At 66.2% G+C, this 22,932-nt stretch carries 23 protein-coding genes and 3 tRNA genes; 15 read left to right on the top strand and 11 right to left on the bottom strand.

The window, feature by feature from the left end; all coding sequences use genetic code 11:
- Positions 1 to 26: 26 nt before the first annotated feature.
- The 3 genes from CXQ91_RS06790 to CXQ91_RS06780 all read right to left on the bottom strand — a co-directional run bounded on the left by CXQ91_RS06790 (position 27) and on the right by CXQ91_RS06780 (position 2,590).
- Positions 27 to 665, bottom strand: a complete 639-nt coding sequence (locus tag CXQ91_RS06790) for a GNAT family N-acetyltransferase (protein WP_104173141.1) — start codon at positions 663 to 665, stop codon at positions 27 to 29.
- A gap of 78 nt (positions 666 to 743) precedes the next feature.
- On the bottom strand, positions 744 to 1,481 hold the full coding sequence (locus CXQ91_RS06785) for an alpha/beta hydrolase (protein ID WP_104173204.1): 738 nt from the start codon (positions 1,479 to 1,481) through the stop codon (positions 744 to 746).
- A 14-nt stretch (positions 1,482 to 1,495) separates the two neighbouring features.
- Positions 1,496 to 2,590 carry a LacI family DNA-binding transcriptional regulator gene (locus CXQ91_RS06780; protein ID WP_104173140.1) on the bottom strand — a complete coding sequence of 365 codons (1,095 nt, stop codon included), beginning with the start codon at positions 2,588 to 2,590 and terminating at the stop codon, positions 1,496 to 1,498.
- Between the two features lie 161 nt (positions 2,591 to 2,751).
- Here CXQ91_RS06780 and CXQ91_RS06775 point away from each other — a divergent pair, with 161 nt between their 5' ends.
- The 5 genes from CXQ91_RS06775 to CXQ91_RS24730 all read left to right on the top strand — a co-directional run bounded on the left by CXQ91_RS06775 (position 2,752) and on the right by CXQ91_RS24730 (position 6,890).
- Positions 2,752 to 3,921, top strand: a complete 1,170-nt coding sequence (locus CXQ91_RS06775) for a Gfo/Idh/MocA family protein (RefSeq protein ID WP_104173139.1) — start codon at positions 2,752 to 2,754, stop codon at positions 3,919 to 3,921.
- Positions 3,921 to 5,135: a dihydrodipicolinate synthase family protein gene (locus tag CXQ91_RS06770; protein WP_104173138.1), complete on the top strand. Its 1,215-nt coding sequence runs from the start codon at positions 3,921 to 3,923 to the stop codon at positions 5,133 to 5,135. Before CXQ91_RS06775 ends, CXQ91_RS06770 begins: the two co-directional genes overlap by 1 nt.
- On the top strand, positions 5,132 to 5,989 hold the full coding sequence (locus CXQ91_RS06765) for a sugar phosphate isomerase/epimerase (protein ID WP_104173137.1): 858 nt from the start codon (positions 5,132 to 5,134) through the stop codon (positions 5,987 to 5,989). Before CXQ91_RS06770 ends, CXQ91_RS06765 begins: the two co-directional genes overlap by 4 nt.
- A gap of 211 nt (positions 5,990 to 6,200) precedes the next feature.
- The gene (locus CXQ91_RS06760) at positions 6,201 to 6,632 is read left to right on the top strand and encodes an SRPBCC domain-containing protein (protein ID WP_104173136.1); all 432 of its coding nucleotides are present in this window, start codon (positions 6,201 to 6,203) and stop codon (positions 6,630 to 6,632) included.
- Positions 6,633 to 6,713: 81 nt separating this feature from the next.
- Positions 6,714 to 6,890 carry a hypothetical protein gene (locus CXQ91_RS24730; protein ID WP_181038806.1) on the top strand — a complete coding sequence of 59 codons (177 nt, stop codon included), beginning with the start codon at positions 6,714 to 6,716 and terminating at the stop codon, positions 6,888 to 6,890.
- A gap of 42 nt (positions 6,891 to 6,932) precedes the next feature.
- On the opposite strand, the gene CXQ91_RS06755 is transcribed toward CXQ91_RS24730, so the two are convergent.
- Together CXQ91_RS06755 and CXQ91_RS06750 are read right to left on the bottom strand one after the other, a co-directional pair.
- Positions 6,933 to 7,334: a lipopolysaccharide assembly LapA domain-containing protein gene (locus CXQ91_RS06755; RefSeq protein WP_104173135.1), complete on the bottom strand. Its 402-nt coding sequence runs from the start codon at positions 7,332 to 7,334 to the stop codon at positions 6,933 to 6,935.
- Between the two features lie 248 nt (positions 7,335 to 7,582).
- A tRNA-Arg gene (locus CXQ91_RS06750) sits at positions 7,583 to 7,655 on the bottom strand.
- A gap of 220 nt (positions 7,656 to 7,875) precedes the next feature.
- On the opposite strand from CXQ91_RS06750, the gene CXQ91_RS06745 reads away from it, so the two are divergent.
- The 3 genes from CXQ91_RS06745 to ettA all read left to right on the top strand — a co-directional run bounded on the left by CXQ91_RS06745 (position 7,876) and on the right by ettA (position 10,957).
- Positions 7,876 to 8,451 (top strand): single-stranded DNA-binding protein, encoded by a 576-nt coding sequence (locus tag CXQ91_RS06745; protein ID WP_104173134.1) that lies wholly within the window; start codon positions 7,876 to 7,878, stop codon positions 8,449 to 8,451.
- Positions 8,452 to 8,517: 66 nt separating this feature from the next.
- The gene (locus tag CXQ91_RS06740) at positions 8,518 to 9,147 is read left to right on the top strand and encodes a DUF6993 domain-containing protein (protein ID WP_308471392.1); all 630 of its coding nucleotides are present in this window, start codon (positions 8,518 to 8,520) and stop codon (positions 9,145 to 9,147) included.
- A 127-nt stretch (positions 9,148 to 9,274) separates the two neighbouring features.
- Entirely contained in the window at positions 9,275 to 10,957 is a 1,683-nt protein-coding gene (ettA, locus tag CXQ91_RS06735) for an energy-dependent translational throttle protein EttA (protein ID WP_104173133.1), read from the top strand.
- Positions 10,958 to 11,068: 111 nt separating this feature from the next.
- On the opposite strand, the gene CXQ91_RS06730 is transcribed toward ettA, so the two are convergent.
- Positions 11,069 to 12,049 (bottom strand): acyl-CoA thioesterase II, encoded by a 981-nt coding sequence (locus tag CXQ91_RS06730; RefSeq protein WP_104173132.1) that lies wholly within the window; start codon positions 12,047 to 12,049, stop codon positions 11,069 to 11,071.
- Between the two features lie 63 nt (positions 12,050 to 12,112).
- Between CXQ91_RS06730 and CXQ91_RS06725 the strand changes: the two genes are divergently transcribed.
- Complete coding sequence (locus tag CXQ91_RS06725) at positions 12,113 to 12,778, top strand: hypothetical protein (RefSeq protein WP_104173131.1); 666 nt, start codon at positions 12,113 to 12,115, stop codon at positions 12,776 to 12,778.
- A 7-nt stretch (positions 12,779 to 12,785) separates the two neighbouring features.
- On the opposite strand, the gene CXQ91_RS06720 is transcribed toward CXQ91_RS06725, so the two are convergent.
- Together CXQ91_RS06720 and CXQ91_RS06715 are read right to left on the bottom strand one after the other, a co-directional pair.
- Complete coding sequence (locus CXQ91_RS06720; RefSeq protein ID WP_104173130.1) at positions 12,786 to 13,241, bottom strand: globin; 456 nt, start codon at positions 13,239 to 13,241, stop codon at positions 12,786 to 12,788.
- Between the two features lie 2 nt (positions 13,242 to 13,243).
- Positions 13,244 to 13,909 carry a mechanosensitive ion channel family protein gene (locus tag CXQ91_RS06715; protein ID WP_104173129.1) on the bottom strand — a complete coding sequence of 222 codons (666 nt, stop codon included), beginning with the start codon at positions 13,907 to 13,909 and terminating at the stop codon, positions 13,244 to 13,246.
- A gap of 109 nt (positions 13,910 to 14,018) precedes the next feature.
- Here CXQ91_RS06715 and CXQ91_RS06710 point away from each other — a divergent pair, with 109 nt between their 5' ends.
- Positions 14,019 to 15,017, top strand: a complete 999-nt coding sequence (locus tag CXQ91_RS06710; protein ID WP_104173128.1) for an epimerase — start codon at positions 14,019 to 14,021, stop codon at positions 15,015 to 15,017.
- A gap of 29 nt (positions 15,018 to 15,046) precedes the next feature.
- Here the strand turns inward: CXQ91_RS06710 and CXQ91_RS06705 are convergent, their stop codons facing one another.
- Together CXQ91_RS06705 and pepN are read right to left on the bottom strand one after the other, a co-directional pair.
- A complete protein-coding gene (locus tag CXQ91_RS06705) occupies positions 15,047 to 15,526 on the bottom strand; it encodes an OsmC family protein (RefSeq protein ID WP_104173127.1) in 480 nt (159 codons plus the stop codon).
- Positions 15,527 to 15,615: 89 nt separating this feature from the next.
- Positions 15,616 to 18,168 (bottom strand): aminopeptidase N, encoded by a 2,553-nt coding sequence (gene pepN, locus CXQ91_RS06700; protein ID WP_104173126.1) that lies wholly within the window; start codon positions 18,166 to 18,168, stop codon positions 15,616 to 15,618.
- Positions 18,169 to 18,313: 145 nt separating this feature from the next.
- Between pepN and CXQ91_RS06695 the strand changes: the two genes are divergently transcribed.
- The 3 genes from CXQ91_RS06695 (at position 18,314) to CXQ91_RS06685 (ending at position 20,852) form a co-directional block, all read left to right on the top strand.
- Complete coding sequence (locus CXQ91_RS06695; protein WP_104173125.1) at positions 18,314 to 19,315, top strand: hypothetical protein; 1,002 nt, start codon at positions 18,314 to 18,316, stop codon at positions 19,313 to 19,315.
- 113 nt (positions 19,316 to 19,428) lie between these two features.
- Positions 19,429 to 19,923: a ribose-5-phosphate isomerase gene (locus tag CXQ91_RS06690; protein ID WP_104173124.1), complete on the top strand. Its 495-nt coding sequence runs from the start codon at positions 19,429 to 19,431 to the stop codon at positions 19,921 to 19,923.
- Positions 19,923 to 20,852, top strand: coding sequence for an Fpg/Nei family DNA glycosylase (locus tag CXQ91_RS06685; protein ID WP_104173123.1), 930 nt, complete (start codon positions 19,923 to 19,925; stop codon positions 20,850 to 20,852). Before CXQ91_RS06690 ends, CXQ91_RS06685 begins: the two co-directional genes overlap by 1 nt.
- 113 nt (positions 20,853 to 20,965) lie before the next feature.
- On the opposite strand, the gene CXQ91_RS06680 is transcribed toward CXQ91_RS06685, so the two are convergent.
- A tRNA-Gly gene (locus CXQ91_RS06680) sits at positions 20,966 to 21,039 on the bottom strand.
- 154 nt (positions 21,040 to 21,193) lie between these two features.
- Here CXQ91_RS06680 and CXQ91_RS06675 point away from each other — a divergent pair.
- Together CXQ91_RS06675 and tig are read left to right on the top strand one after the other, a co-directional pair.
- Positions 21,194 to 21,268 (top strand) — tRNA-Pro (locus tag CXQ91_RS06675).
- 67 nt (positions 21,269 to 21,335) lie between these two features.
- The gene (gene tig / locus CXQ91_RS06670; protein ID WP_104173122.1) at positions 21,336 to 22,733 is read left to right on the top strand and encodes a trigger factor; all 1,398 of its coding nucleotides are present in this window, start codon (positions 21,336 to 21,338) and stop codon (positions 22,731 to 22,733) included.
- Positions 22,734 to 22,932 lie beyond the last annotated feature (199 nt).

Here is a 22,932-nt window from a genome sequence, read left to right as displayed (position 1 = left end):
GCCTGGTGTTCGGTACTGCCCGGCGTTCAGGATGCGGCGACGAGCCGGACCACCGCCCGGCCCGGCACCGCATCGCTGACCACCTCGAAGCCTGCGGCCAGGAACAGCTTCAGGGTTCCGTGGTAGAGGTCGGCGGGACCCGCTTTCGGCCGCTGCTCAGGAACAACGGGGTAGCCTTCCACGATGCCGGCGCCGTGGGCAAGGGCGTGGCCGACGGCGGCCCGAAGCAGCGTGGCAGCGACACCGCTGCGGCGGTGGCCCGGTGCAACGACGAAGCAGCTCACCGACCAGACGGGCACCTCAGGTCCGTCCCCCGGTTGGCTGGACGCGGCCTGCCCGGCCGCCTTCAGGACCTGCGAACGCAGGATCCGCGGGTAGCAGCCGCGCGGTTCGACTGCGCACCAGCCCACCGGCTTACCGTCCCTGAAGGCGAGGACCCCGGGCGCCGGGGTGCCGGCGTCGAACTTTTCCTGCAGTTGCTTCTTGCGGTCCCCTGGAGCGGAGTCATTCCATTCCGGTCCGGTCAGGGCGAAAAACCTGCACCAGCATCGCGACGGCTCGCCGCGAACACCGAAAAGGCGTTCGACGTCGGGCCATTCGGCCGGCGCAGTGGTCACGGGCGCTGCGGTCACCGGAACGGGGCTGTCGGATCGCTTGGCAGTCATGGAAACAGGCTAGACCGGTTGCCCGCCGCGATGGAACGCCGCAGCCCCTGCGCTCAGGCACCGGTTGTTCGGCGCGCCTTAGTGGGCGAGGCGCCAGCCGAGCCCGGCAAGCCACGCGGCACACAGCTCCGTCCAACGCTCCACGCCGGAGACGCCGGCTGCAAGGCCCAGCCCGTGCCGGCCATGCGGAAAGACATGCAGTTCGGCACGCACGGCAGCGTGGCGCAGCGCGAGGGCATACCGCAGGCTGTGCTCGACATCCACGGCACCGTCGTCAAAGGTATGCCAGATAAAGGACGGGGGTGTGTCTTCGGTGGCAGTAAGCTCCGCAGACAGCCGTGCCAGGAGTTCATTCGAAGGCGAGGTACCGAGCAGGTTGTTGATGCTTCCCTGGTGGACTGCCGCTGTGAAGGACAGCACGGGGTAGCACAGGATGGACAGGTCGGGCCGCGAGGCCGGCACGTCGAGCGGTGCCTTGCCGCAGGGGACGCCGGCCGCCAGGGTGGCCGCAAGGTGACCGCCGGCTGAGAACCCGAGGACACCGACCCGTGAGCCGTCCACGGCGAGTCCGTGGCCTCCGCCCCGGATCCAGGCGAGCGCGGCCTTGGCATCCTGCAGGGGTGCCGGGTGGCGGTGCGGAGCCACCCGGTAGCGCAGCACGAACGCGTGGATGCCCAGTGAGGCCAGCCATTCGGCCACCGGCTCGGCCTCGTGGTCGGCGTGGCGTTCGTAGCCTCCGCCGGGAAGGATCAACATTGCCGGCGACTCCCGGATCGGTTCCCCACCGGCCGGGAGGACGCTGAGGCCCGCCGGCATCGTGGGGCTGCCCGTCAGGGCGTCCACTCGGTGCTCCGCCTGAGCGTCACCTCTCCCGTCACGGCGGCACCGCCGTCGTGGTGGCCGTCCCCGTCTGGAGCTTCAGGACCTGAGGTGCTCAGCGTGGCCAGGCGGCCGATTTCCTCGAGCGGAAGGCGGACTGTAGAGAGCCCCGGGCGGAAGTCCCGGAGGGTCTCGATGTCGTCGAACCCGGCGATCAGGGCGTCGCGGGGGATTCTGAACCCCTGGGAACGAAGCCCGGCCGTGGCACCGATGGCCATGACATCGTTTGCCGCGAAAATGCACAGGCCCGGCTTTTCGCCCTCTTTCGACGCTCCGGACGCTCGAGCCTCCCGGATCCGCCGAGCCAGCTCGAGTCCCGCCTCGTAGCCGCCGGCGCGGTTGAAGGATGCACGGAGGACTTCGGCGGGGGAACGGTCGGCCGCGGCAAGGCCGGACTGGAAACCGCGGATCCGGTCGTCAGAGGTGATCAGCCCCTCCGGGCCGCCGATGATCACAAACTCGCCTGAATGACCGGCAGCAAGCTTTCCGGCGAGTTCCGCGGCCAGCTCCTCGTTCGGCACTTCCACCAGGTGGTATCCGTCCAGCGCGCCGGCGCCGACGATTGCCTGCCCCACGACGCCGACGTGGCCGCCGTTGCGGCAGTAGCGGTCCAGTTCGGCGGCGAGGTCAGCATTGCCCTTGTCGTCCTCCGGCCGGCGGGACCGTGAGCCGGCAATGACAATGGCGTCCGCCCGCCTGGCCGCGAAAGCGGCCACGGCGTCCTTCTCATCCGCCGGGGTTCCGCCCGTGGTGGCCAGCAGCACCATCTTGTGCTGCTCGCGGGCCACCTCCTGCACGCCCCGTGCTATGGCCGAGAAGTACGGATCCGCGATGTCGTGCACAATCAGCCCCACAAGGCCCGAGCTGGATTTTGCCAGCGCCTGTGCCTGGGCATTGGGGATGTAGCCGAGGGTTTCAGCGGCCTGGCGCACCCGCTCGGACACGCCCGGGCCCGGCTTGCGGGCGGAACCGTTGAGGACGCGTGATGCAGTAGCCGGCGAAACCCCGGCCAGTCGTGCCACCTCGGTGAGGGTACTTGCAGCCACCGGTATCTCCTGTTCAGCCAATGTGCGCGTTCTGGCCATTATGGCAGTTTGACCGAGTTTCGGGAAAGCGCTTGCCATGTGGCGCGGAAAGATGCATCATAAATGCAGTGGGAATGCGCTTTCCCAACGACACGCACTGAACTACGAACTGTGGAGGACACATGGGCTTCGAAACAAAGACGATCCGTATCGCCATGAACGGCATCACCGGCCGGATGGGCTACCGCCAGCACCTGCTGCGCTCCATCCTCCCCATCCGGGACGCCGGCGGGTTCACCCTCGAGGACGGCACCAAGGTCCTGGTCGAACCCATCCTGGTGGGACGCAACGAAGCCAAGATCCGCGAACTCGCCGAACTCCACAAGGTGGCGGAGTGGACCACGGACCTCGACTCCGTGATCAACGACCCCACCGTGGACATCATCTTCGACGCCTCCATGACAAGCCTCCGGGCCGCCACACTGAAGAAAGCCATGCTGGCCGGCAAGCACATCTTCACCGAGAAGCCCACGGCTGAAACCCTCGAAGAGGCCATCGAACTGGCCCGCATCGGGAAGGAAGCCGGCGTGACCGCCGGCGTTGTGCACGACAAGCTGTACCTCCCGGGCCTGGTCAAGCTGCGCCGCCTGGTTGACGAGGGCTTCTTCGGCCGCATCCTGTCCATCCGCGGCGAATTCGGCTACTGGGTGTTCGAAGGCGACGTGCAGGCGGCACAGCGCCCGTCCTGGAACTACCGCAAGGAAGACGGCGGCGGCATGACCACGGACATGTTCTGCCACTGGAACTACGTCCTCGAAGGCATCATCGGCAAGGTCAAGAGCGTCAACGCCAAGACCGCCACCCACATCCCGGCCCGCTGGGACGAGGCCGGCAAGGAATACAAGGCCACCGCCGATGACGCCTCCTACGGCATCTTCGAACTCGAAACGTCGGCGGGCGAGCCGGTCATCGGCCAGATCAACTCCTCCTGGGCCGTCCGCGTCTACCGCGACGAACTGGTCGAGTTCCAGATCGACGGCACGCACGGTTCCGCCGTCGCCGGCCTGAACAAGTGCGTTGCCCAGCAGCGCGCCCACACCCCCAAGCCGGTCTGGAACCCGGACCTGCCCGTCACGGAATCCTTCCGCAGCCAGTGGCAGGAAGTCCCCGCCAACGCTGAACTGGACAACGGCTTCAAGCTGCAGTGGGAAGAATTCCTGCGCGACGTCGTTGCCGGCCGCGAACACCGCTTCGGCCTGCTCTCCGCTGCCCGCGGCGTGCAGCTCGCCGAGCTCGGACTCCAGTCCAACGACGAACGCCGCACCATCGACATCCCGGAGATCACGCTCTGATGACATCGCTGATCCTTCCCACCCACGACGGCGGAACCCGCGAATACCGGCTCCAGTCCGCCCCTGCCTGGTCCCGGCCCTCGGCCCCCATCACCTCGCGTCACGCCTACGCCGCCGCCCACGTCATCCCGGAAGTCACTGCCGACAACACTCCGGGCGCCCCGGCGCGCCTCGACTGGGACGCCACCATGGCGTACCGGCACGAGCTCTGGTCCTACGGCCTCGGCGTGGCAGATGCCATGGACACCGCCCAGCGCGGCATGGGCCTGGACTGGGCTGCCACCCAGCAGCTCATCAAGCGCACCGGTGTGGAGGCTGCATCCGTGGTCTCCTCCCGCAACGCCGCCACGGCCGGCAAGTCCGTCCGCGACCTGGTGTCCTGCGGCGCCGGCACCGACCAGCTGGATCCGGCCACGCTGCCTGCAGGCGCCGCCGGCATCCAGGCAGTCCTCGACGCCTACCGCGAGCAGGTCGCCGTCGTCTCCGAGGCCGGTCCCAAAGTCATCCTGATGGCCTCACGCGCCCTGGCGAAGGTGGCCAGCGGGCCGGATGACTACCTGCACGTCTACTCGACGCTGCTGCAGGAAGCCGAGCAGCCCGTCATCCTGCACTGGCTCGGTACCATGTTCGATCCCGCCCTGGCCGGCTACTGGGGCTCCGGCGACGTCGCCACGGCCACTGACACGTTCCTGTCCCTGATCCGCGAACACGCGGACAAGGTGGACGGCGTCAAGGTCTCGCTCCTCGATGCCAGCCACGAAGTGGCACTGCGGGCGGCACTCCCCGAAGGCGTCCGGCTGTACACCGGCGACGACTTCAACTACCCGGAACTGATCGACGGCGACGGCACGCACCACTCGGACGCCCTGCTGGGCATCTTCGCCGCCATCTACCCGGCAGCATCGGCAGCGCTGCAAAGCTACGACGCCGGCGACGCCGTCAGGGCCCGCGCCATCCTCGATTCCACCCGTGAACTGGGCAAGCACATCTTCAGCGCCCCCACGTTCTACTACAAGACCGGCATCGCGTTCATGTCCTGGCTCAACGGCAAGCAGCCGGGCTTCCAAATGGTGGGCGGACTGCACTCAGGCCGCTCCGTGGTGCATCTGGCGAAGACCTTTGAACTGGCCGACCAGGCCGGACTGCTGAAGGACCCGGCACTGGCCGCGTTCCGGATGTCCGACTACCTGCGCATCAACGGAGTGGGAGTATGACATCTAATTCAGGACCGTCCCCTTTTTCACGACTTTCCCTCAACAGCGCCACCACCAAGAAATGGACCCTGGCCGAGGCCGTCGACGGCTGCGCCCGCGCAGGCATCCCCGCAATCGGCCCGTGGCGTGACCGCGTGCACGAAGCCGGCCTCGACAAAGCCGCCAAACTCATCAGGGACGCCGGCCTGCGGGTGTCCTCGCTCTGCCGCGGCGGCTTCCTGACGGCGGCCGACGCCGAGGGACAGGCGGCGGCGCTCGCTGACAACCGTGCCGCCATCCTGGAAGCCGTGGCGCTGGACACCCGGGAACTGTTCCTGGTGGTCGGCGGCCTCGCCCCGGGGGAGAAGGACGTGGTGGCGGCCCGCCAGCGCGTCGCCGACCGCCTCGCGGACCTGGTTCCGTTCGCCGTCGAGAACGGCGTCCGGCTGGTGCTGGAGCCGCTGCACCCGATGTACGCCGCCGACCGCGCCCTGATCTCCACCCTCGGCCAGGCCCTGGACCTGGCGGCACCGTACGATGCGAAGGCCGTCGGCGTCGCCGTCGACACCTTCCACGTGTGGTGGGACCCGGAGCTGCAGGCTCAGATCGAACGGGCCGGCCGGGAGAACCGCATCGCGTCTTACCAGGTCTGCGATTTCAACCTGCCCATCGCGGCCGACGCACTGTTGTCCCGGGGCATGATGGGCGACGGCGTCATCGACTTCGCGACCATCGGCACCTGGGTCCGCGATGCCGGCTACACCGGCGACATCGAAGTGGAAATTTTCAATCAGGAAATCTGGGACGCCGACGGCGACAGCGTCCTGGCGACCATGAAGGAGCGCTACGCGGGACTCGTCCTGCCGTACGCCTGACCGGTCCCGCCGCGTTCTTGGGACGGCGTGATTCCTGACCAGACCGCGGGCCCCTGCTTCGTCACGGCCGGGGCCTGCGCCCCACCTGACGGCCGGGTACCGCATTGCGTTGCCGGGCCGTCGCCATGGGTGCACTCGTTTTGATGCCAGCGCATTTGTCTCTTACCACCGTCCACCGCCGCGCGTATCCTGAGGCCCAGGAGGAACAGCGATGAACAATCAGATCAAGGACGCGGAAGCGTCCATCCTCGTAGAAGCCCCGCGGAACCGGGTGTGGAAGGCACTCACCGATCCGGAAATTGTCAAACAGTATTTCCTTGGCACGAATGTGACCACCACCTGGCAGGAAGGCGACCCGGTGACCTTCGCCGGTGAGTGGAAAGGCAAGAGCTACGAAGACAAAGGCATCGTGCTGGAAAACCGGCACCAGGAGCTGCTCCGCATCACCCACTACAGCCCGCTGACGGGATTGCCGGACGTGCCGGAGAACTATCACACGGTGGAATACCGGCTGGACGAGAAGCCGGAAGGCACCCAGGTCACCATCACGCAAGGTAACAACAAAAGCGATTCCGAGGTGGAGGAGTCTGCAAAGCTCTGGGAAATGGTGCTGGGAAACCTGAAGGAACTGTTGGAGCGCTGACCGTCCCGGTCTTCCGGAACGGCTTTGGCGCCGGAGATGCGGGCCCTCGACAAGCACCCGGAACAGGTTTAGCTTGGCCTCATGACTGAGATTCCAGACGAAAACGGTACCGCTCGCGGCGACGACGGAATGTCCCGGCCCGTGGACGAGGCCGCGCGGGACTCCGTGGCCGGCGACCTGGCCGCAACAATTGACCCCGATATCGCAGGGATGGATGACACTCCCGAAGGGCACCCGGGCGGTGACGAACGCGGGTGATACGGCCAGCCGGTGCGCCAGCCGGTGTTACCTGGCGTGCCCCTACCGGACGCGCTGCGCCAGGACCTTCCTCCGGTGGGCCGCCGCCCGAAGCTGAATAATCCTGGCTGCGCCCGCAACCGCCACCAGGATGCCGCCGCCCACCGCGGCGATGAACAGCGCAATGCCCAGTGGCACAGCCCCTTTCAGCCCGAAGTACCTGACCTGCACATAATCCTGGTTCTGCAGGATAAAGACGATGAGCAGAACCATCACCGCCAATGCGGTGGCGACGGCCGCCCAGACCATGCCGGCTCGTGTCACACGCCGGTCCTCCGGTGCAGGCGGCGGGGGCTGCGCAGGCGTTGCGCCGGGCGGAATCGGGCGCTCTGCGTTGCCGGGTTGAACCTGCCCTGATGCCGGGGCTGGCTCGTTCGGATCGTAGTCGGGCGATTGCTGAGTCATTCGGTCCATCCTCTTCGAGGTGATCCGCCGTGGCGGCAGATTGTGGCGCAGATGCCACTTCAATGAGTCGGCGCCACACTCAAATCATAAGCATGCTTAGCGTTAAAGCCATGGAGGAGTGCGTTGTTCCGATTCCCGCGGGTCAGTTAACACTGTCCTCCGGTTAACACTGTCCTCCGGCGGCGGCCGCGTGGAAAGACAGAAGCGGCTCCCTCTGCGTTGGCGCAGGCGGGAGCCGCTTCCTTTTGTGCCCCAGGAGGGAATCGAACCCCCGACCGGCGGATTAGAAGGCCGCTGCTCTATCCCCTGAGCTACTGGGGCACGTTGGCACCTCCGGACCATTCCGGCGGCGCCTAGAAAAGTTTACAGTGCCGCGCGGCTTCGGCCAGTCAGCCCGCCGGCGGCGTTTTGACCTGTCCCCAACATCCGTGATTCACGCGGAGTTTTGCACATACGCAACGCAGACCCTCGATCCATTGCCCTGCCGGCGTGAAGCTGAAGGGGCCTGCTAGGGCACCATCATTCGAGACAGGACACCAAGATGACCGACAACATCACTGTCCGGGGCTTCGTCGCCTCGGAGATCAGGAGTTCCACCACGCCAGGGGGAGTCGCCACCGCGTCGTTTCGGCTCGGTTCCACAGACCGGCGCTATGACCGGGCATCGAGCATGTGGGTCGATGGCAATACCAACTGGTTCACCGTGCAGGGCTACCGACAGCTGGCCGGCAACATGGGGTGCAGCATCAAGAAGGGCCAGCGCGTCATTATCGTGGGCCGGCTCAAGATGCGGAGCTGGGAAAAGGACGGCCGGATCTACCACGTTGCCGAGATCGACGCCGAGTCCGTCGGCCATGACCTCATGTGGGGCTCAGCCAATTTCACCCGTACGGCCGGGAACACCGCCCAGCCCGGCGCGGGACAGGGTCAGTCAGGCCCTGCCTCCGGGGCTCAGGACGGCGTCGCGCCTGACTTGGAAGATCCTGAAAGCGCCGGGGATCGCGGGGAGGACGACGAAAGCGGGGACCCAGCTGCCGGAGGGATCTTTGAGGACGAAAACGGTGACGTCCTGCAGCTCGATTCTGAGACCGGAGAACTTACCGGGGCCGCCGCCTGAACATGTCCCGCTGATGCCGCGAGTGCGGCACCGTTCCCCTGCGGTGCCGCATGGCAGAATGGCAAGGTGATCCGAGCAGAGACACCCCGGCACCAGTCCGGAATCCGCCAGTCCGAGAACCAACAATCCCAAAACAGCGAGTCCGGAAAGCAACAGCCCGGAAAGCAACAGCCCGGAAAACCCCTGGCCCGAAACCTGCGACGCATACGCGCCGCGTCTGGGTCGCTCATCGCGGCGTCGGTGCTTGCGGCGGGACTCGTCGGCTGCACGGGAGCGGATTCGGTCCCGTCGGCCCCGCCGTCGCAGGCTGCGGCTGCTGCCGTGGAAACGCCGTCCGCGCAGCCTTCATCGTCAGCCGCTGCCGGCTCTGCTGCGTCGACGGCCGCTGGCCAGCCCCAACTGGACGCTGCCACCGCGCGGCTGAGTGAAACCGTGGGTAATGCCCTCCGCGGAGTAGTTGCCAGCAATCCGAAACCCGGCCAGGAACAGCTGACAGCGGCCCTGACCGGCGCCGGAATACCGGCAGGTTCGTTGCAGGTATCGGCCAGCCGCACGCCCACCGGCCTGGAAGTTGATGCCATCGAAGCTGCCGCGCTGCAGGGGGAGGACTGCGTGATCGGCCAGATCCGCGACGGAAGCGTTGTGGTCACGGTCCTTCCGGTTTTGGCGACGGGAAAGTGCTTCGTCGGCGGCTGAGCCTCAATCAGGCCGCCGTGTTTCCGGACTCCGCTGTTGCGGGGCTGTCCGTTCTGAACGATGCCGAACGGCCCGAATGCCGTCCGCGAATGTGAGTTAACCCCGCCGACCCACTAGATTTGGAACCATGGCGGAATTTATCTACACAATGACCAAGGCCCGCAAGGCCGTTGGCGAAAAACTCATTCTTGACGACGTAAGCATGTCCTTCTTCCCTGGCGCCAAAATTGGTGTTGTTGGCCCGAACGGCGCCGGTAAGTCCACCATCCTGAAGATTATGGCCGGTTTGGACACGCCCTCAAACGGTGAGGCCCGGCTCAGCCCCGGATACACCGTGGGCATCCTGTTGCAGGAGCCGCCGCTGAACGAGGAAAAGACCGTCCTGGGCAACGTCCAGGAAGGCGTGGGCGAGATCTACGGCAAGATCCAGCGCTTCAACGAGATCTCCGAGGAAATGGCCAGCCCTGACGCTGACTACGACACCCTGCTCGAAGAAATGGGCCAGCTCCAGGAAGCCATCGACACCGCGGACGCCTGGGACCTCGACTCCCAGCTGGAGCAGGCCATGGACGCCCTCCGTTGCCCGCCTGCGGACGCTGACGTGACCCTTCTCTCCGGCGGTGAGCGCCGCCGCGTGGCGCTCTGCAAACTCCTGCTGCAAAAGCCGGACCTCCTGCTGCTCGACGAGCCCACCAACCACCTTGACGCCGAGAGCGTGCTCTGGCTGGAACAGCACCTCTCCAACTACGCCGGCGCAGTCCTGGCCGTCACCCACGACCGTTATTTCCTTGACCACGTCGCGGAATGGATCGCCGAGGTTGACCGCGGGCACCTGTACCCGTACGAAGGCAACTACTCCACGTACTTGGAGAAGAAGCGCGCCCGCCTCGAGGTCCAGGGCAAGAAGGACGCCAAGCAGGCCAAGCGCCTCACCGAGGAACTCGAGTGGGTCCGCTCCAATGCCAAGGGACGCCAGACCAAGTCCAAGGCCCGTTTGGCCCGCTACGAGGAAATGGCCGCGGAAGCGGACCGTACCCGCAAGCTCGACTTCGAAGAGATCCAGATCCCGCCGGGACCCCGCCTCGGCGGCCTGGTGCTGGAAGCCAAGAACCTGCAAAAGGGGTTCGAGGACCGGACCCTCATCGACGGGCTGTCCTTCACGCTGCCCCGTAACGGCATCGTCGGCGTCATCGGCCCCAACGGTGTCGGCAAGACCACCCTGTTCAAGACCATTGTGGGCCTGGAGCCGCTCGACGGCGGCGACCTGAAGATCGGCGATTCGGTCAAGATCTCCTACGCGGACCAGAGCCGCGGCGGCATCGACCCCAACAAGACCCTCTGGGAAGTCGTGTCGGACGGCCTGGACTACATCCAGGTGGGCCACGTTGAAATGCCGTCCCGTGCCTACGTCGCGGCATTCGGATTCAAGGGACCGGACCAGCAGAAGAAGGCCGGTGTCCTCTCCGGTGGTGAGCGCAACCGCCTGAACCTGGCCCTGACCCTCAAGCAGGGCGGCAATTTGCTGCTCCTTGACGAACCGACCAACGACCTGGACGTCGAGACGCTCAGCAGCCTCGAAAACGCGCTGCTGGAATTCCCCGGCTGCGCCGTCGTGGTATCACACGACCGCTGGTTCCTGGACCGGGTGGCCACCCACATCCTGGCCTACGAAGGTGACGAGGAGAACCCGTCGAAGTGGTACTGGTTCGAAGGAAACTTCGAGTCGTACGAAGAGAACAAGGTGGAGCGCCTCGGCCCCGATGCGGCCAAGCCGCACCGCGTGACGCACCGCCGCCTGACCCGCGACTAGGCTCCCAAGCCACCCGGGTCATGCAAAAGGCCGGTTTCCCCAAGGAGGGGAAACCGGCCTTTTTTCTATATGCCTTGAGGCGGGGCGCCGCCGTGCGCCGGCTGCTCGGGGCTAGTCCTTCCCGCCTTTGCGCATCTGGTGCTGGAGGACCTTCGTTTGGAAGGCGCCCACCACTTTGTTCTTCAGGTCGGTCGGCACCCGGACCATGCCCTCCTGGGCCACAGACGCGACGTGCTGGCCGTCCCGGCTGAAAATCTTGCCGGTGGCAAGGCCGCGCGCACCCTGGGCGCTCGGCGACTCCTGAACGTACAGCAGCCATTCATCAACGCGCACGGGGCGGTGCCACCACATGGCGTGGTCAAGGCTTGCCACGCTCATGCCCGGAGTGATCCAGCTGAGTCCGTGTTTGCGCAGGATGGATTCGAGCAGCGTGTAGTCGCTGGCGTAGGCAAGGGCTGCCCGGTGGGTGTTGGCGTCGTCCGGCATCGGCCCGAAGGTCTTCATCCAGACGGCGTTGCGGGCTTCCCGCTCACCTTTGGCCGAAACATACAGCGGCGGGTCCACATGGCGGATATCGAAAGGACGTTCGTAGGCCCAGTGCCGTGCCACGGGGTGGTCGAACTTGCCCAGGAGGTCTGCCGTGCTGGGTAGCGACTCGGGGTCGGGGATGCCCTCGGGCATGGAGGACTGGTGGTCGACGCCCTCGTCCTCCTCCTGGAAGGAGGCAATCATCGACAGGATGGGCATGCCGTCCTGGTAGGCGTGCACCCGGCGGGCCGAGAAGGAACGGCCGTCGCGCAACCGCTGGACGCCGAACGTGATGGGCTTGTTGGCGTCGCCCGGGCGCAGGAAGTACCCGTGCATCGAATGAACACTGCGGTCCGGATCAACGGTCCGGTTTGCGGCGATGAGCGATTGCGCCAGGACCTGTCCTCCGAAGACGCGCTGCCGGGGCTGGCGCTGGGACGGTCCCATGAAGATGTCCTCGTCGGTCCGTGCACCCTCAAGCTCGCCGAGATCCAGGAGTTCAATGAGCGACGATGTGGGGTCCTCTATGGGCAACGCCTGCAATCCGGCTTCCGCTTCAGTCATGGTTTGACTCTAGACGTCACCCCGGCGCTCCTCAACCGCGGCTCAGCCGGTAGAGTCCTTAATGTGTCAGATGTCCTAACCCAGTCCTTCCGCTTCGCCGATCCGCGTGATCTGGCCGATCTCCGCACCTACGCCACACGCGCCAAGGCAATTGACGACGGCGCCATCCGACTTCAGGCCTCGGGTTCCGTGCTCGCCGCCTATGTCTGTGTGCTCCGGCCGCGGCTGCTCGGCGAGTCCACGCCCACCATCCTTGGCCTGCGGACCATGGCGCTTGCAGAGCCGGCTTCGGCCGACGTAACGGTCCCGCTCTCCGCGGTGCTGGACCGGCTCGCCCGCGCGGGGGAGAACGACGTCGAACTGCCCGTGCCGCCCACCACAGTCACCGAGTCCTGGGCCGGCGTCAGCGCCCCGAGGTCCGGCTGGGAACCTGTGGGGTCGATCGCCGATGCTGACCTGCGGTCCGCTGCGGAAGCCGGCATCACCGAAGTGGCGGGCATCGTTCCGGACAAACCGGGCGCCCTGATCGTCAACAATGCCCGCGCGGCCGTCTGGGGACGCGAACTGCCCGGCGGCGGCGGACTCCCGGCCGGTGCAGCGTTCGCTGCCCTGACGCTGGGGTTCCTGGGCGGCGACGAGCAAAGGCTCTACCGGGCCGGGCGTTGGTTCCGGCTCAGCGGCAGCCGCGGCCACGTCCTGGCCCGCACGGGCGCCGGTCTGGGCCTCTAAGAGGCTCTCAGGCGTCTGTGGGGCTGTTCACCATGGACAGCGCAGCGCGCTCCATGTAATCCCACAGCGTGCCTTCGTAGAGCGGCGGCAGTTCCAGGGCGTCCACTGCCGTGCGCATGTGGTGCAGCCACCGGTCCTTGGCCTCGGGGGTGACCCGGAACGGCATGTGGCGCATCCGCAGCCGGGGATGGCCGCGTTCTTCGCCGTACGTGGTGGGACCGCCCCAGTACTGCTCGAGGAACATCAGGAAACGCCTCTTGGCCGGTCCGAGGTCCTCTTCCGGGTACATCGGCCGGAGCAGCGGGTCCGTGGCCACGCCGTCGTAAAAGACATCGATTAGCTTCACGAAAGTCTCGTGGCCGCCCACGGCGTCGTAGAAGTTGTCCGTGTAGCCGGGCTGGGTGAAGGGATCGTTCTGCATCAGCATCTTCGGTTGGCTCTGGTCAGGGCTTGGCGTGCTCATGGTTACTCTCCGGCCTTCTGCTGGGGTGCTGAATCAGGGTCGGGTACGTCCGCGGACTCGTCCACCGGGGCCACGTAGTTGCCCTGGGAACGGTTGCCCACCCGCAGGATCTCGCCGTTTCGCAAGTACCAGATGGCGCCGTCCTCCGACCGGACGCGGGTGATACGGAGGCCCATGGACTCCACTGTTCCCACCACTTCGCTGGTCTCAATGACATCGCCGATGCCGTACTGGTCCTCGATCGTGATGAAGATGCCGGCCAGGAAGTCGCGGATGAGCTGCTGGGCGCCGAAGCCGATGGCGACACCCAGGATACCGACGCTGGTCAGCAGCGGGGCGATGTCCACATCCAGGTTCTTGAGGACGTACATGATGGTGATGACGGCGATGAGGACGCTGGCCACGCTGTTCAGCAGTGAGCCGATGGTCTTCGCCCGCTGGACGCGGCGCTCGTGGTCCAGGGCGCGCAGGGCCGGGGCAACCCACCGGAAATGGGGCTTCTTGAAGAATGTGGTGCCGGCGGCAACACTCTTGGTGATTCCGACAATCACGAAGGTGGCCGCGAGCCACACTCCAACGCCCACCCCGATGCTGATCACGATTCCGGCTGCGTTGATTCCGGAAATGTCCGGAGTGGCTGGTGGGGTGATCGACAACATGCTGTACATCGGCAGGGATGCTCCTTACTGCTGACCGGCGTCTGCCGGAGGTGGCCCGGCGTTCGCCGGGCGCATAACACTCTGTTCACCTTCAACACTAGCGCCGTAGCGTGGCCACATGCGCATCCTGATCCTTGGCGGTACCGCCTTCCTGTCCGCCGAAATTGCCCGGCAGGCGGTTACCGCCGGCCACGCCGTGACCTGCCTTGCGCGCGGTCTGGCGGCCGCTCCGCCGGAGGGAACGGCCTGGCTGCAGGCCGACCGTGCCCAAGGGAAGCAGGCGTATGAAAAGGCGGCCGGGGACTGGGACGCCGTCATTGATGTGGCCCGTGATCCGGAGCAGGCCAGGGACGCGCTGGAATTCCTGGCCCCGGCCGCCGCGCACTGGACAACGGTCTCCAGCTGCTCCGTGTACGCCGACCACTCAGTGCCCGGCGCGGACGAGAGCGCAGGGCTGCTGCCGCCCCTCGCACCGGGCACCGCCTTTGCGCCGGAGAACTACGGCGAGGCAAAGTCGGCCATCGAGCATCACGCCACAGCCCTGGCCGGCGCGAAGGCCCACCTTTGCCGGGCCGGACTGATCGGCGGCCCCGGGGACGGCACGGACCGCTACGGCTACTGGCCGGCCCGGTTTTCCCGCGACGCGGGACCGGTCCTCGTTCCGGACATCGGCGGCAGTGCGACCCAGATCATTGACGTCCGCGACCTCGCGGCCTGGATCCTGGAAGCGGCAGGACTGAGGATTACCGGATCCCTGAACGCGGTGGGAGGTGTTGTACCGTTCGGCGACTACGTGGACGAAGCGAAACGCCTCGCAGGTTATGGAGGCCGGACGCTCACGGTGCCGGAAGACTGGCTGGTTGCCCGGGGGATTGCCTATTGGGCAGGCAAAGACTCCCTGCCCCTCTGGCTCCCGCCGGGACATGACGGTTTTGCTTCACGGTCCAACAGTGCCGCCGTCGCAGCCGGCCTCACCTTGCGGCCATGGCAGGAGACCCTGCGGGACACGCTCGACGACGAACGCCGCCGCGGCCTGGACAGGGAACGGAAGGCCGGGCTCAGCGCCGAAACGGAGAAGCGGCTCCTGGACGAATTCCAGGCGTCCGGTACGTCCTGAGACACGGCAGTACCGCCAGCCAATAGCGGTCAGGCTCCCGGGCCAACCGTGGTGGGTGCGTGGAGCACGGGAAAGTTGACGCTGCGGGCAATGAAGCAGATCTTGTTTGCCTCTTCATGCAGCTGTTCCATGAGCGCGTTGTCCACAGCGGCCGCAACGGTCACCTGCGGCCTGAGCGTGACGGACTCAAACTGGCCGCTGCCGTCGCGGTTGGTCCGCATCAGGCCCTCGGCGCGGTCCTCGTAGGCGGACACCACCACGCCATGCTTCACGGCCACGTGGAGGAACGAAAGCATGTGGCACTGCGACAGGGCCGTCAGCAGCAGCTGTTCGGGGTTGTACCGGGTCTTGTCCCCGTGGAACGTGGGATCCGCGGATCCCTTGAGCGTAGGAAGTCCGGGGATGTCGATGTCGTGGGCCCGGGAGTACCCGCGGTACGTCGACGTTCCGTCTCCACGGTTCCCGGTCCATCGGACAGTCACGGCGTAACGGTGCTCATCAAGGGTCATGCCGCAAGTCTAGTAACGGCAAACGCCGGAACCCCGGAGCTGCAGCGGGCAGCTCCGGGGTTCCGGTTCGTTTCGGCTAACGCCGGTGGCTAGCCGACGTCGGCCTGGCGGGCCCGCAGCGCGCGGGCCACGCCGTCGCGGTTTTCCAGCATCATGCGCCGCAGGGCGGCGCTGTCTTCGGGCAGGGTGGCCAGGAACTCGTCCGTCCGGTCCACAGTGGCCTGGGTGGTCTGCTGTGACGGGTAAAGCCCGACGACGATCTGCTGGGCGAGCGCGTGGGTGCGGTTGGCAACGATGCCAGGAACGGCGTCGAAGTACTTCTCCGTGTACGGCGCCAGCAGCGCCGTATCCAGCACGCGCGTGAAACCCGCCACCGCGGAGGCCTGCAGGGCGTTGGAGAATTCGCCCTTGACCACGATGGACTCCCAGGCTGCAGCCTTTGCCTCGGCCGTGGGAATGGCCGCCGTGGCCAGGGCGGCAGCATTCTGGCCGTTGGCCGTGTTGTCCCGCTCGAGTTCGGCGTCGATCCGGTCCTGGCCGTGCCGTCCGCCGGCCACCAGCGAGGCGAGCAGCTCCCACCGCAGGTCCTGGTCGACAGTGAGTCCGTCCAGCGCGGCGGAGCCCTCCAGCAGCGCCGATACCGTATCCAGCTGGCTGTCACTGCGGGCCAGCAGGGCGTACGACTTCACGAACTGGAGCTGCGCATCCGAGCCCGCCGGTACCGCCCCTGTCAGGTCCCAGAGCGTGTCCGCTGCGGCCACGGACGTCTTTTCCCGGTGCTCCTCGGCAACGTAATAGGTGAGGGTGGTGGCCAGCTGGCGGAGCTGGACCAGGATCACGGAGGAGTCGGATTCGGAGGCGATGTTGGCCAGGATCAGTTCGACGTAGCCGCGGGCCGGTGATTCCCCGTCACGGGCGGCGTCCCAGGCCGAGCCCCAGACGAGCGTGCGCGGCAGGCTCTCCCGGAAGTCCTTCAGGTGGGCCGTGGCAGTGGCCAGGGACGTCGCATCGAGGCGGACCTTGGCGTAGGCGAGGTCGTCATCGTTGAGCAGGACCAGGTCCGGCTGCTGCAGGCCGGCCAGGGCGGGCACCTCGGTGCGTTCGCCGTCGACGTCCAATTCTTCGCGGTGCACCCGGACCAGCTGCCCGCCGGTGACGTTGTAGAAGCCGACGGCGAGGCGGTGCGGCCGGATGGTCGGCTGCTCGGCGACCGCTGACTGCACGATGGCGAAGGAGGTGATCGCGCCGGTGGAATCCACCGCGACGTCCGGTGTCAGCGTATTGACCCCGGCAGTTTCCAGCCACAGCCGCCCCCACTGGTCAAGGTCGCGGCCGCTGGCCTTTTCCAGTTCGACCATGAGGTCGCTGAGCTCGGTGTTCTTCCACGCGTGCTTGCTGAAGTACTCGCGGACCCCGGACATGAACTGCTCCGGCCCGACCCACGCAACCAGCTGGCGCAGCACCGAAGCGCCCTTGGCGTACGTGATGCCGTCGAAGTTCACCTCGACGTCCTGCAGGTCGTTGATCTCCGCGAAGATGGGGTGCGTGGTGGGCAGCTGGTCCTGGCGGTACGCCCACGACTTCTCCACCGAAGCGAACGTGGTCCAGGCGTGGTCAAACTCGGTGTTCTCCACCGCAGCCAGGTGGGACATGTACTCGGCGAACGATTCGTTGAGCCACAGGTCATTCCACCAGCGCATCGTCACGAGATCGCCGAACCACATGTGCGCGAGTTCGTGCAGCACGGTGATGGCGCGGCGTTCGATCTGCGCGCCCGTGACCTTGCCGCGGAACACATAGCCTTCCAGGATGGTGACGGCGCCCGCGTTCTCCATCGCCCCGGCATTGAACTCCGGGACAAAGAGCTGGTCGTACTTCTCGAACGGGTACGGGCACCCGAACTGTGCCTCGAAGAACTCGAACCCCTGCCGGGTGAGTTCGAAGATGTTGTCCGCATCCAGGTACTGCATGAGCGACTTCCGCGCGAACACTCCCAGCGGAACAACCCGTCCGTCGGCGCACTTCACCTCGCTGCGCACAGACTGGTACGGCCCGGCGACCAGCGCTGTCACGTACGAGGACAGCGGGGGAGTGGGGGCAAACTCCCAGACGGAACGGGCACCGCCGCGCTCACCGGGAATGGTCTCGATGGGCACAGGCGTGGGGGAGTTGGACACCACGTCCCAGTGCGACGGCGCAGTGACGGTGAACGTAAAGCTCGCCTTGAGGTCGGGCTGCTCGAACACGGCGAACATCCGGCGTGAGTCGGGGACCTCGAACTGCGTGTACAGGTAGACCTCGTTGTCCACCGGATCCACGAACCGGTGCAGCCCTTCGCCGGTGTTCATGTACGGCGCCTCGGCCACCACCAGCAGGTTGTTCTCCGCGGCGAGGTCCGGAAGCTGGATGCGGATGCCGTCGGACACCTCGGCGGGATCCAGCTCGATGCCGTTGAGCATAACGCCGTGGACCTTGTGGGTTACCGCATCGATAAAGGTGGAGGAGCCGGGGCGCGCGCTGAACTTCACGGCGGTGGTGGATCCGAAGACTTTGTCGCCCCGGGTCAGGTCCAGGCTGACGTCGTAGGACTCAACGGAGATGAGGTCGGCGCGCTCACGGGCTTCGGCGCGCGTCAGGTTCATACCTGGCAAGGTGGGGCCTCCAGAAAGGGTTGCGGTTGCCGGCCGGCAACAGTCATTGCCGGCACTGTGAAATTATTCTTTCACTTCATTGCCCGTTGGCAAGTTAGGTGAATCACACGGCGCCGGCTCGGAGTAGCGTTGGGGTATGGGAAACATCAGGGATTCGGTGGACGCCAAGGCACTGCGGTTCGCGGTGGGGTTCCCTGTGTTGCTGGCCGCCGCATTCGTCGTGTGCGCGCTCTTGCTCGGGCCGGACGTGCCGGACCCCATGGCTGTGCGCTGGTCCGACGCGGGGCCGGCAGGTTTTGCGCCGTTTTCTTCCTTTGTGACGTTCGGCGGCCTGATCATCGCGGCCGTGGGCTGGCTGGCCCTGGGGCAGGCCGTGCCTTTGAGCCGGCCGGCTGTGATGCGGCGCATCATGATGGGCGCCGGCCTGGGCATCAGCCTCTTTGTCACCACGGCACTGGCTGCTGTGCTGGTGGGCCAGGCGGGCATCGCCGACGTCCGCGAGGCACAGGTCGACATGTCGGTGCTCGCCCTCGGGAGCGGGGCCGCGTTGGCGCTCGGCGTCATCATCGGGTTTGTGTTCAAAGCCGACGAACAGTGGTCGGTGGACGATGACCGGGCCCTGCAGGAGGCACTGGAACGCGAACTCGACCCGGAACTGGCGACGGATTCTGTACGGCTGTGGGTTCATGCCCGCAGTTCGGTGTTCGTGATGCTGGGCGTCGCGTCGCTCTTCCCTGCGGCCCTGGTCTCCATCGCCGTCCCCTGGCTTGGCGCCCTGCTGGTGGTGCTGGCGGTGCTGGCAGCGGCCTTCCTCTTCGCCCGGGTTATCGTCGACCGGAGCGGGCTGCGGGTCTTCGTCGCAGGATTCGTCCGCGTGATGGAGGTTCCGGCCGCGGCCATTGCCTCGGCTGCACCCGCGGACGTCCGTGCCGCGGACTACGGCGGATGGGGCTACCGGCACCACGGCGGAACCACAGCCATGCTGGTCAGCAGCGGCCCCGCCGTCGTCGTCAACCGTGCGGACGGCAAGAAGGTGGCCGTCAGTGGCGGCAGCACCGACTCGGCCGAAAGGGTGGCCGCCGTCCTGTCCCGGGTGGCTGCCCGGGCCCGCGAGGAGAAGCGCCCGCCCCAGCCCTGACGTCCGCAGAGTGTTCATGGCGGGCACCCACCGCCTGCGTCCTAGTACGCTTGGACCCGACCCCCGAAGCAGCCCGGAAGCCTACCGGTGCTAACGACTGAACGGACACTGCCGTGACCACCTCTTCCGACTTTCCGCGCGTCCACATCGCCACCGACCACGCCGGGATGGAACTCAGCGCCCACCTGGTAGCCCACCTCACAGCGAAGGGCTACGACGTGGTGGACCACGGGCCCAAGGCTTACGACGCCCTGGACGACTACCCGTCCTTCTGCATCAACGCAGCTCTCGCCGTCGTGGCCGACCAGGCTGCCGGAGTGCACGCCCTGGGCATCGTACTCGGCGGCTCCGGGAACGGCGAGCAGATCGCCGCCAACAAGGTCAAGGGCGTCCGCGCGGCGCTCGCCTGGAACCTGTCCACGGCAACACTTGCCCGCGAGCACAATGACGCCAACGTCGTTGCTGTCGGCGGCCGCCAGCACAGTGTGGACGAGGCAACGGAAATCATCGAGGCATTCCTGCAGGAACCGTTCAGCAACGATGAACGCCATGTCCGCCGCATCGGCAAGATCGCTGCCTACGAGAACACCGGCGAGGTTATCGCCTAGTGCCGGAGGGGCATTCGGTCCACCGGCTGGCCCGCCAGTTTTCGGACGTATTTTCCGGGCAGCGCCTCGCCGTCTCCAGTCCGCAGGGGCGGTTCACTGACGGCGCGGCGCTGCTGAACGACCGCACCCTGGTTGCCTCCGTGGCCCACGGCAAGCACCTGTTCCTGCATTTCGACCACGGGCTCGTCCTGCACGTGCACCTGGGCCTCTACGGTGCCTGGGACTTCGGCGGTGATGCCACGTTCCGCGGCGCTTCCAGCATCGGCGCGCCCCGGAAGGTGGGGGAGCGGGAAGTGTTCGACGACGGCGTGGCAGCCGGCGCTGCTTTTGAATCCGCCGGCGGCAGTTCCGGGTACGAGGGCCCTCCCGCGCCGGTCGGTGCCGTCCGTGTCCGGCTGGCCGGCGCGCACGGCTGGGCGGACCTCAGGGGCGCCACTACGTGCCACGCCATCACCGAGGCAGAAGCCGACGCCGTCCTGGCCCGGCTGGGTCCGGACCCGCTGCGGAACCTTGCCGGGGACAAGGAAGGCTTCGTTGCGGGCGTACGGTCACGCAGGACGCCCCTCGCTGCGCTCCTGATGGACCAGAAGGTGATCGCCGGCGTCGGGAACGTCTACCGGGCCGAACTCCTCTTCCGCCAGGGCCTTGATCCCTGGCTGCCTGGCCGCTCGCTGGACGCGGGGGCGGCAGGAGGACTGTGGGAGGACACAGTCGCAATGATGTCCGACGGCGTCCGCGACGGCAGGATCATCACCACGCCGCCGACCTACTGGACGGATCCCGCCGCCGGACTGCCGGCGCCGGACGAGTCGCATTTCGTATACCGGCGGCACGGCCTCGAGTGCCGCAACTGCGGAACCGCTGTGGCGCTGACGGACCTTGCTGCGCGCAGGCTCTATTGGTGCCCCGTTTGCCAGCAGGGGACGTAAGGCCCGGAAACCAGGGCAAAGATGCCGGGAAAACAGGAAAGCCCCTCCGGAGAGGGGCTTTCCTGTTGTCCTGCTTTGTGTCCATGCGGGACAGTCCTGAAGGGGCACTGTCCTGGAGGGGACGACGGGAATCGAACCCGCGTAATCAGTTTGGAAGACTGAGGCTTTACCATTAAGCTACGTCCCCGTGGGAATGCTTCTGGCCGCTGCTGGTGATCACAGCTGCTGATGCATTACTTCCGGTCGGCTGCTCGAGCCGGATATAACTAAACCTAATTCAGGGCCCCAGTGTCAAATGTGCATATCCGGCCGTTATCACCGTAGACTGTTCTGTGCACTTACGGGGTGTAGCTCAGCTTGGCTAGAGCGCCTGCTTTGGGAGCAGGAAGTCGCAGGTTCAAATCCTGTCACCCCGACTCTGCAGCTTGTCAGATCATTGCGTTTGCAGAAACCCATCCCACAAAAACCAGGAGTACTTAGACTGTGAAGAGCGCTGTCGAGAACCTCACCCCCACGCGGGTCAAGCTCAATGTTGAGGTCCCTTTTGAGGAATTGAAGCCCAGCATCGAAGAGGCATACAAGACTGTTGCTTCGCAGATCCAGGTACCTGGCTTCCGCAAGGGCAAGGTCCCCGCAAAGCTGATCGACCAGCGCGTTGGCCGCGGCTACGTGCTGGAGACGGCCATCAACGAAGGCCTCAACGGCTGGTACCAGGAGGCTGTCCAGGAAACTGGAATCCGCCCGCTGAGCCGTCCCGAGGTTGAAATCACCGAGGTTCCGGACCCCACCGCGACCGACGGCGAACTCAAGTTCCACGCTGAAGTCGACATCCGTCCCGAGATCGAGCTGCCGGACTACGCCGGCATCAAGGTTGAGGTTGCCGCTGCCGAGTCCTCCGAAGCAGACGTTGACAAGGCACTCGACGAACTCCGCGGCCGCTTCGGCACGCTGAAGTCCGTGGAGCGTCCGGCCGCCGACAGCGACTTCCTGACTATCGACATCACCGCCTCGATCGACGGCGCCGAAGTTGACTCCGCCTCCGGCCTGTCCTACCAGGTTGGCGCCGGCACCATGCTCGAAGGCCTCGACGAGGCCGTCGCCGGCCTCAGCGCCGACGAGGACGCCATCTTCGAGACCACCCTCGTCGGCGGCGACCACGCCGGCGAAGCTGCCCAGGTCAAGGTAGTGGTCAAGTCCGTCAAGGAGCGCGAGCTTCCCGAGGCCGACGACGACTTCGCCCAGCTGGCATCCGAGTTCGACACGCTGTCCGAACTCCGTGCGGACCTCGCCAAGCAGGCTTCCGAATCCAAGGTTGTCGAGCAGGGTGTCGAGGCACGCGACAAGGTCCTCGACAAGCTCGTTGAGCTCGTTGAGGTTCCCGTTCCTGCCTCGGTCGTCGAAGAGCAGCTGGAGCAGCACTTCAAGGCTGAGAACTCCCACGGTGAAGGCGAGCACGACACCGAGGAGCACCGCGCCGAGGTCAAGGCCAACACCGAGCGTGCCTTCCAGAACGAGATCATCCTTGACGCCATTGCGGACAAGGAAGAGGTCGGCGTCAGCCAGAACGAGCTGATCGACTACATCGTGACCACGGCCAGCCAGTACGGCATGGACCCGAACCAGTTCGCCCAGATCATCGATCAGTCCGGCCAGGTTCCCATGATGGTTTCCGAGGTCCGTCGCCGCAAGGCCCTGGCCGTTGTGCTGGGCCAGGCCGAGGTTACCGACACCGAGGGCAACAAGGTTGACCTGAGCGACTTCGTCCGCCCCGGCGGCGAAGAAGCTCCTGCCGCTGAGGCTGAAGAGGCTCCCGCCGTTGATAGCGAAGCCGCCGCCGAGGAAGCCGCCCCCAGCGACGACCCCGCAGCAGTGAAGTTCTAACACGCTTTGCACGGAAGCCCCCGGATCCCTGATCCGGGGGCTTCCCCGTTTAACCCCGGAACGGCGGCTTAACTCCGGAACGGCGGCGGGGCTGCGGCAATCGTGCGCCGTCAGCGAACAGCGCGATCCGCGAGAACAAAACGGCCGCGAAACCGGTTAGTGTCCAAGTAGTGATTTTCAGTGATGTCGTTCCGTGACG

This window comes from Arthrobacter sp. Y81 (assembly GCF_002929335.1).
In the GTDB taxonomy this organism is placed as follows: Bacteria; Actinomycetota; Actinomycetes; order Actinomycetales; family Micrococcaceae; genus Arthrobacter.
The sequence above is the reverse complement of the archived record's forward strand: the minus strand, read 5'-3'. Positions and strand labels throughout refer to the sequence as shown.

Excerpts from the sequence above, each read along its gene's own strand:
- CXQ91_RS06790 (WP_104173141.1), bottom strand. The coding sequence starts at position 665 with ATGACTGCCAAGCGATCCGACAGCCCCGTTCCGGTGACCGCAGCGCCC.
- CXQ91_RS06785 (WP_104173204.1), bottom strand. The coding sequence starts at position 1,481 with ATGCCGGCGGGCCTCAGCGTCCTCCCGGCCGGTGGGGAACCGATCCGG.
- CXQ91_RS06775 (WP_104173139.1), top strand. The coding sequence starts at position 2,752 with ATGGGCTTCGAAACAAAGACGATCCGTATCGCCATGAACGGCATCACC.
- CXQ91_RS06770 (WP_104173138.1), top strand. The coding sequence starts at position 3,921 with ATGACATCGCTGATCCTTCCCACCCACGACGGCGGAACCCGCGAATAC.
- CXQ91_RS06765 (WP_104173137.1), top strand. The coding sequence starts at position 5,132 with ATGACATCTAATTCAGGACCGTCCCCTTTTTCACGACTTTCCCTCAAC.
- CXQ91_RS06760 (WP_104173136.1), top strand. The coding sequence starts at position 6,201 with ATGAACAATCAGATCAAGGACGCGGAAGCGTCCATCCTCGTAGAAGCC.
- CXQ91_RS24730 (WP_181038806.1), top strand. The coding sequence starts at position 6,714 with ATGACTGAGATTCCAGACGAAAACGGTACCGCTCGCGGCGACGACGGA.
- CXQ91_RS06755 (WP_104173135.1), bottom strand. The coding sequence starts at position 7,334 with ATGACTCAGCAATCGCCCGACTACGATCCGAACGAGCCAGCCCCGGCA.
- CXQ91_RS06745 (WP_104173134.1), top strand. The coding sequence starts at position 7,876 with ATGACCGACAACATCACTGTCCGGGGCTTCGTCGCCTCGGAGATCAGG.
- ettA (WP_104173133.1), top strand. The coding sequence starts at position 9,275 with ATGGCGGAATTTATCTACACAATGACCAAGGCCCGCAAGGCCGTTGGC.
- CXQ91_RS06730 (WP_104173132.1), bottom strand. The coding sequence starts at position 12,049 with ATGACTGAAGCGGAAGCCGGATTGCAGGCGTTGCCCATAGAGGACCCC.
- CXQ91_RS06720 (WP_104173130.1), bottom strand. The coding sequence starts at position 13,241 with ATGAGCACGCCAAGCCCTGACCAGAGCCAACCGAAGATGCTGATGCAG.
- CXQ91_RS06715 (WP_104173129.1), bottom strand. The coding sequence starts at position 13,909 with ATGTACAGCATGTTGTCGATCACCCCACCAGCCACTCCGGACATTTCC.
- CXQ91_RS06710 (WP_104173128.1), top strand. The coding sequence starts at position 14,019 with ATGCGCATCCTGATCCTTGGCGGTACCGCCTTCCTGTCCGCCGAAATT.
- CXQ91_RS06705 (WP_104173127.1), bottom strand. The coding sequence starts at position 15,526 with ATGACCCTTGATGAGCACCGTTACGCCGTGACTGTCCGATGGACCGGG.
- pepN (WP_104173126.1), bottom strand. The coding sequence starts at position 18,168 with ATGAACCTGACGCGCGCCGAAGCCCGTGAGCGCGCCGACCTCATCTCC.
- CXQ91_RS06695 (WP_104173125.1), top strand. The coding sequence starts at position 18,314 with ATGGGAAACATCAGGGATTCGGTGGACGCCAAGGCACTGCGGTTCGCG.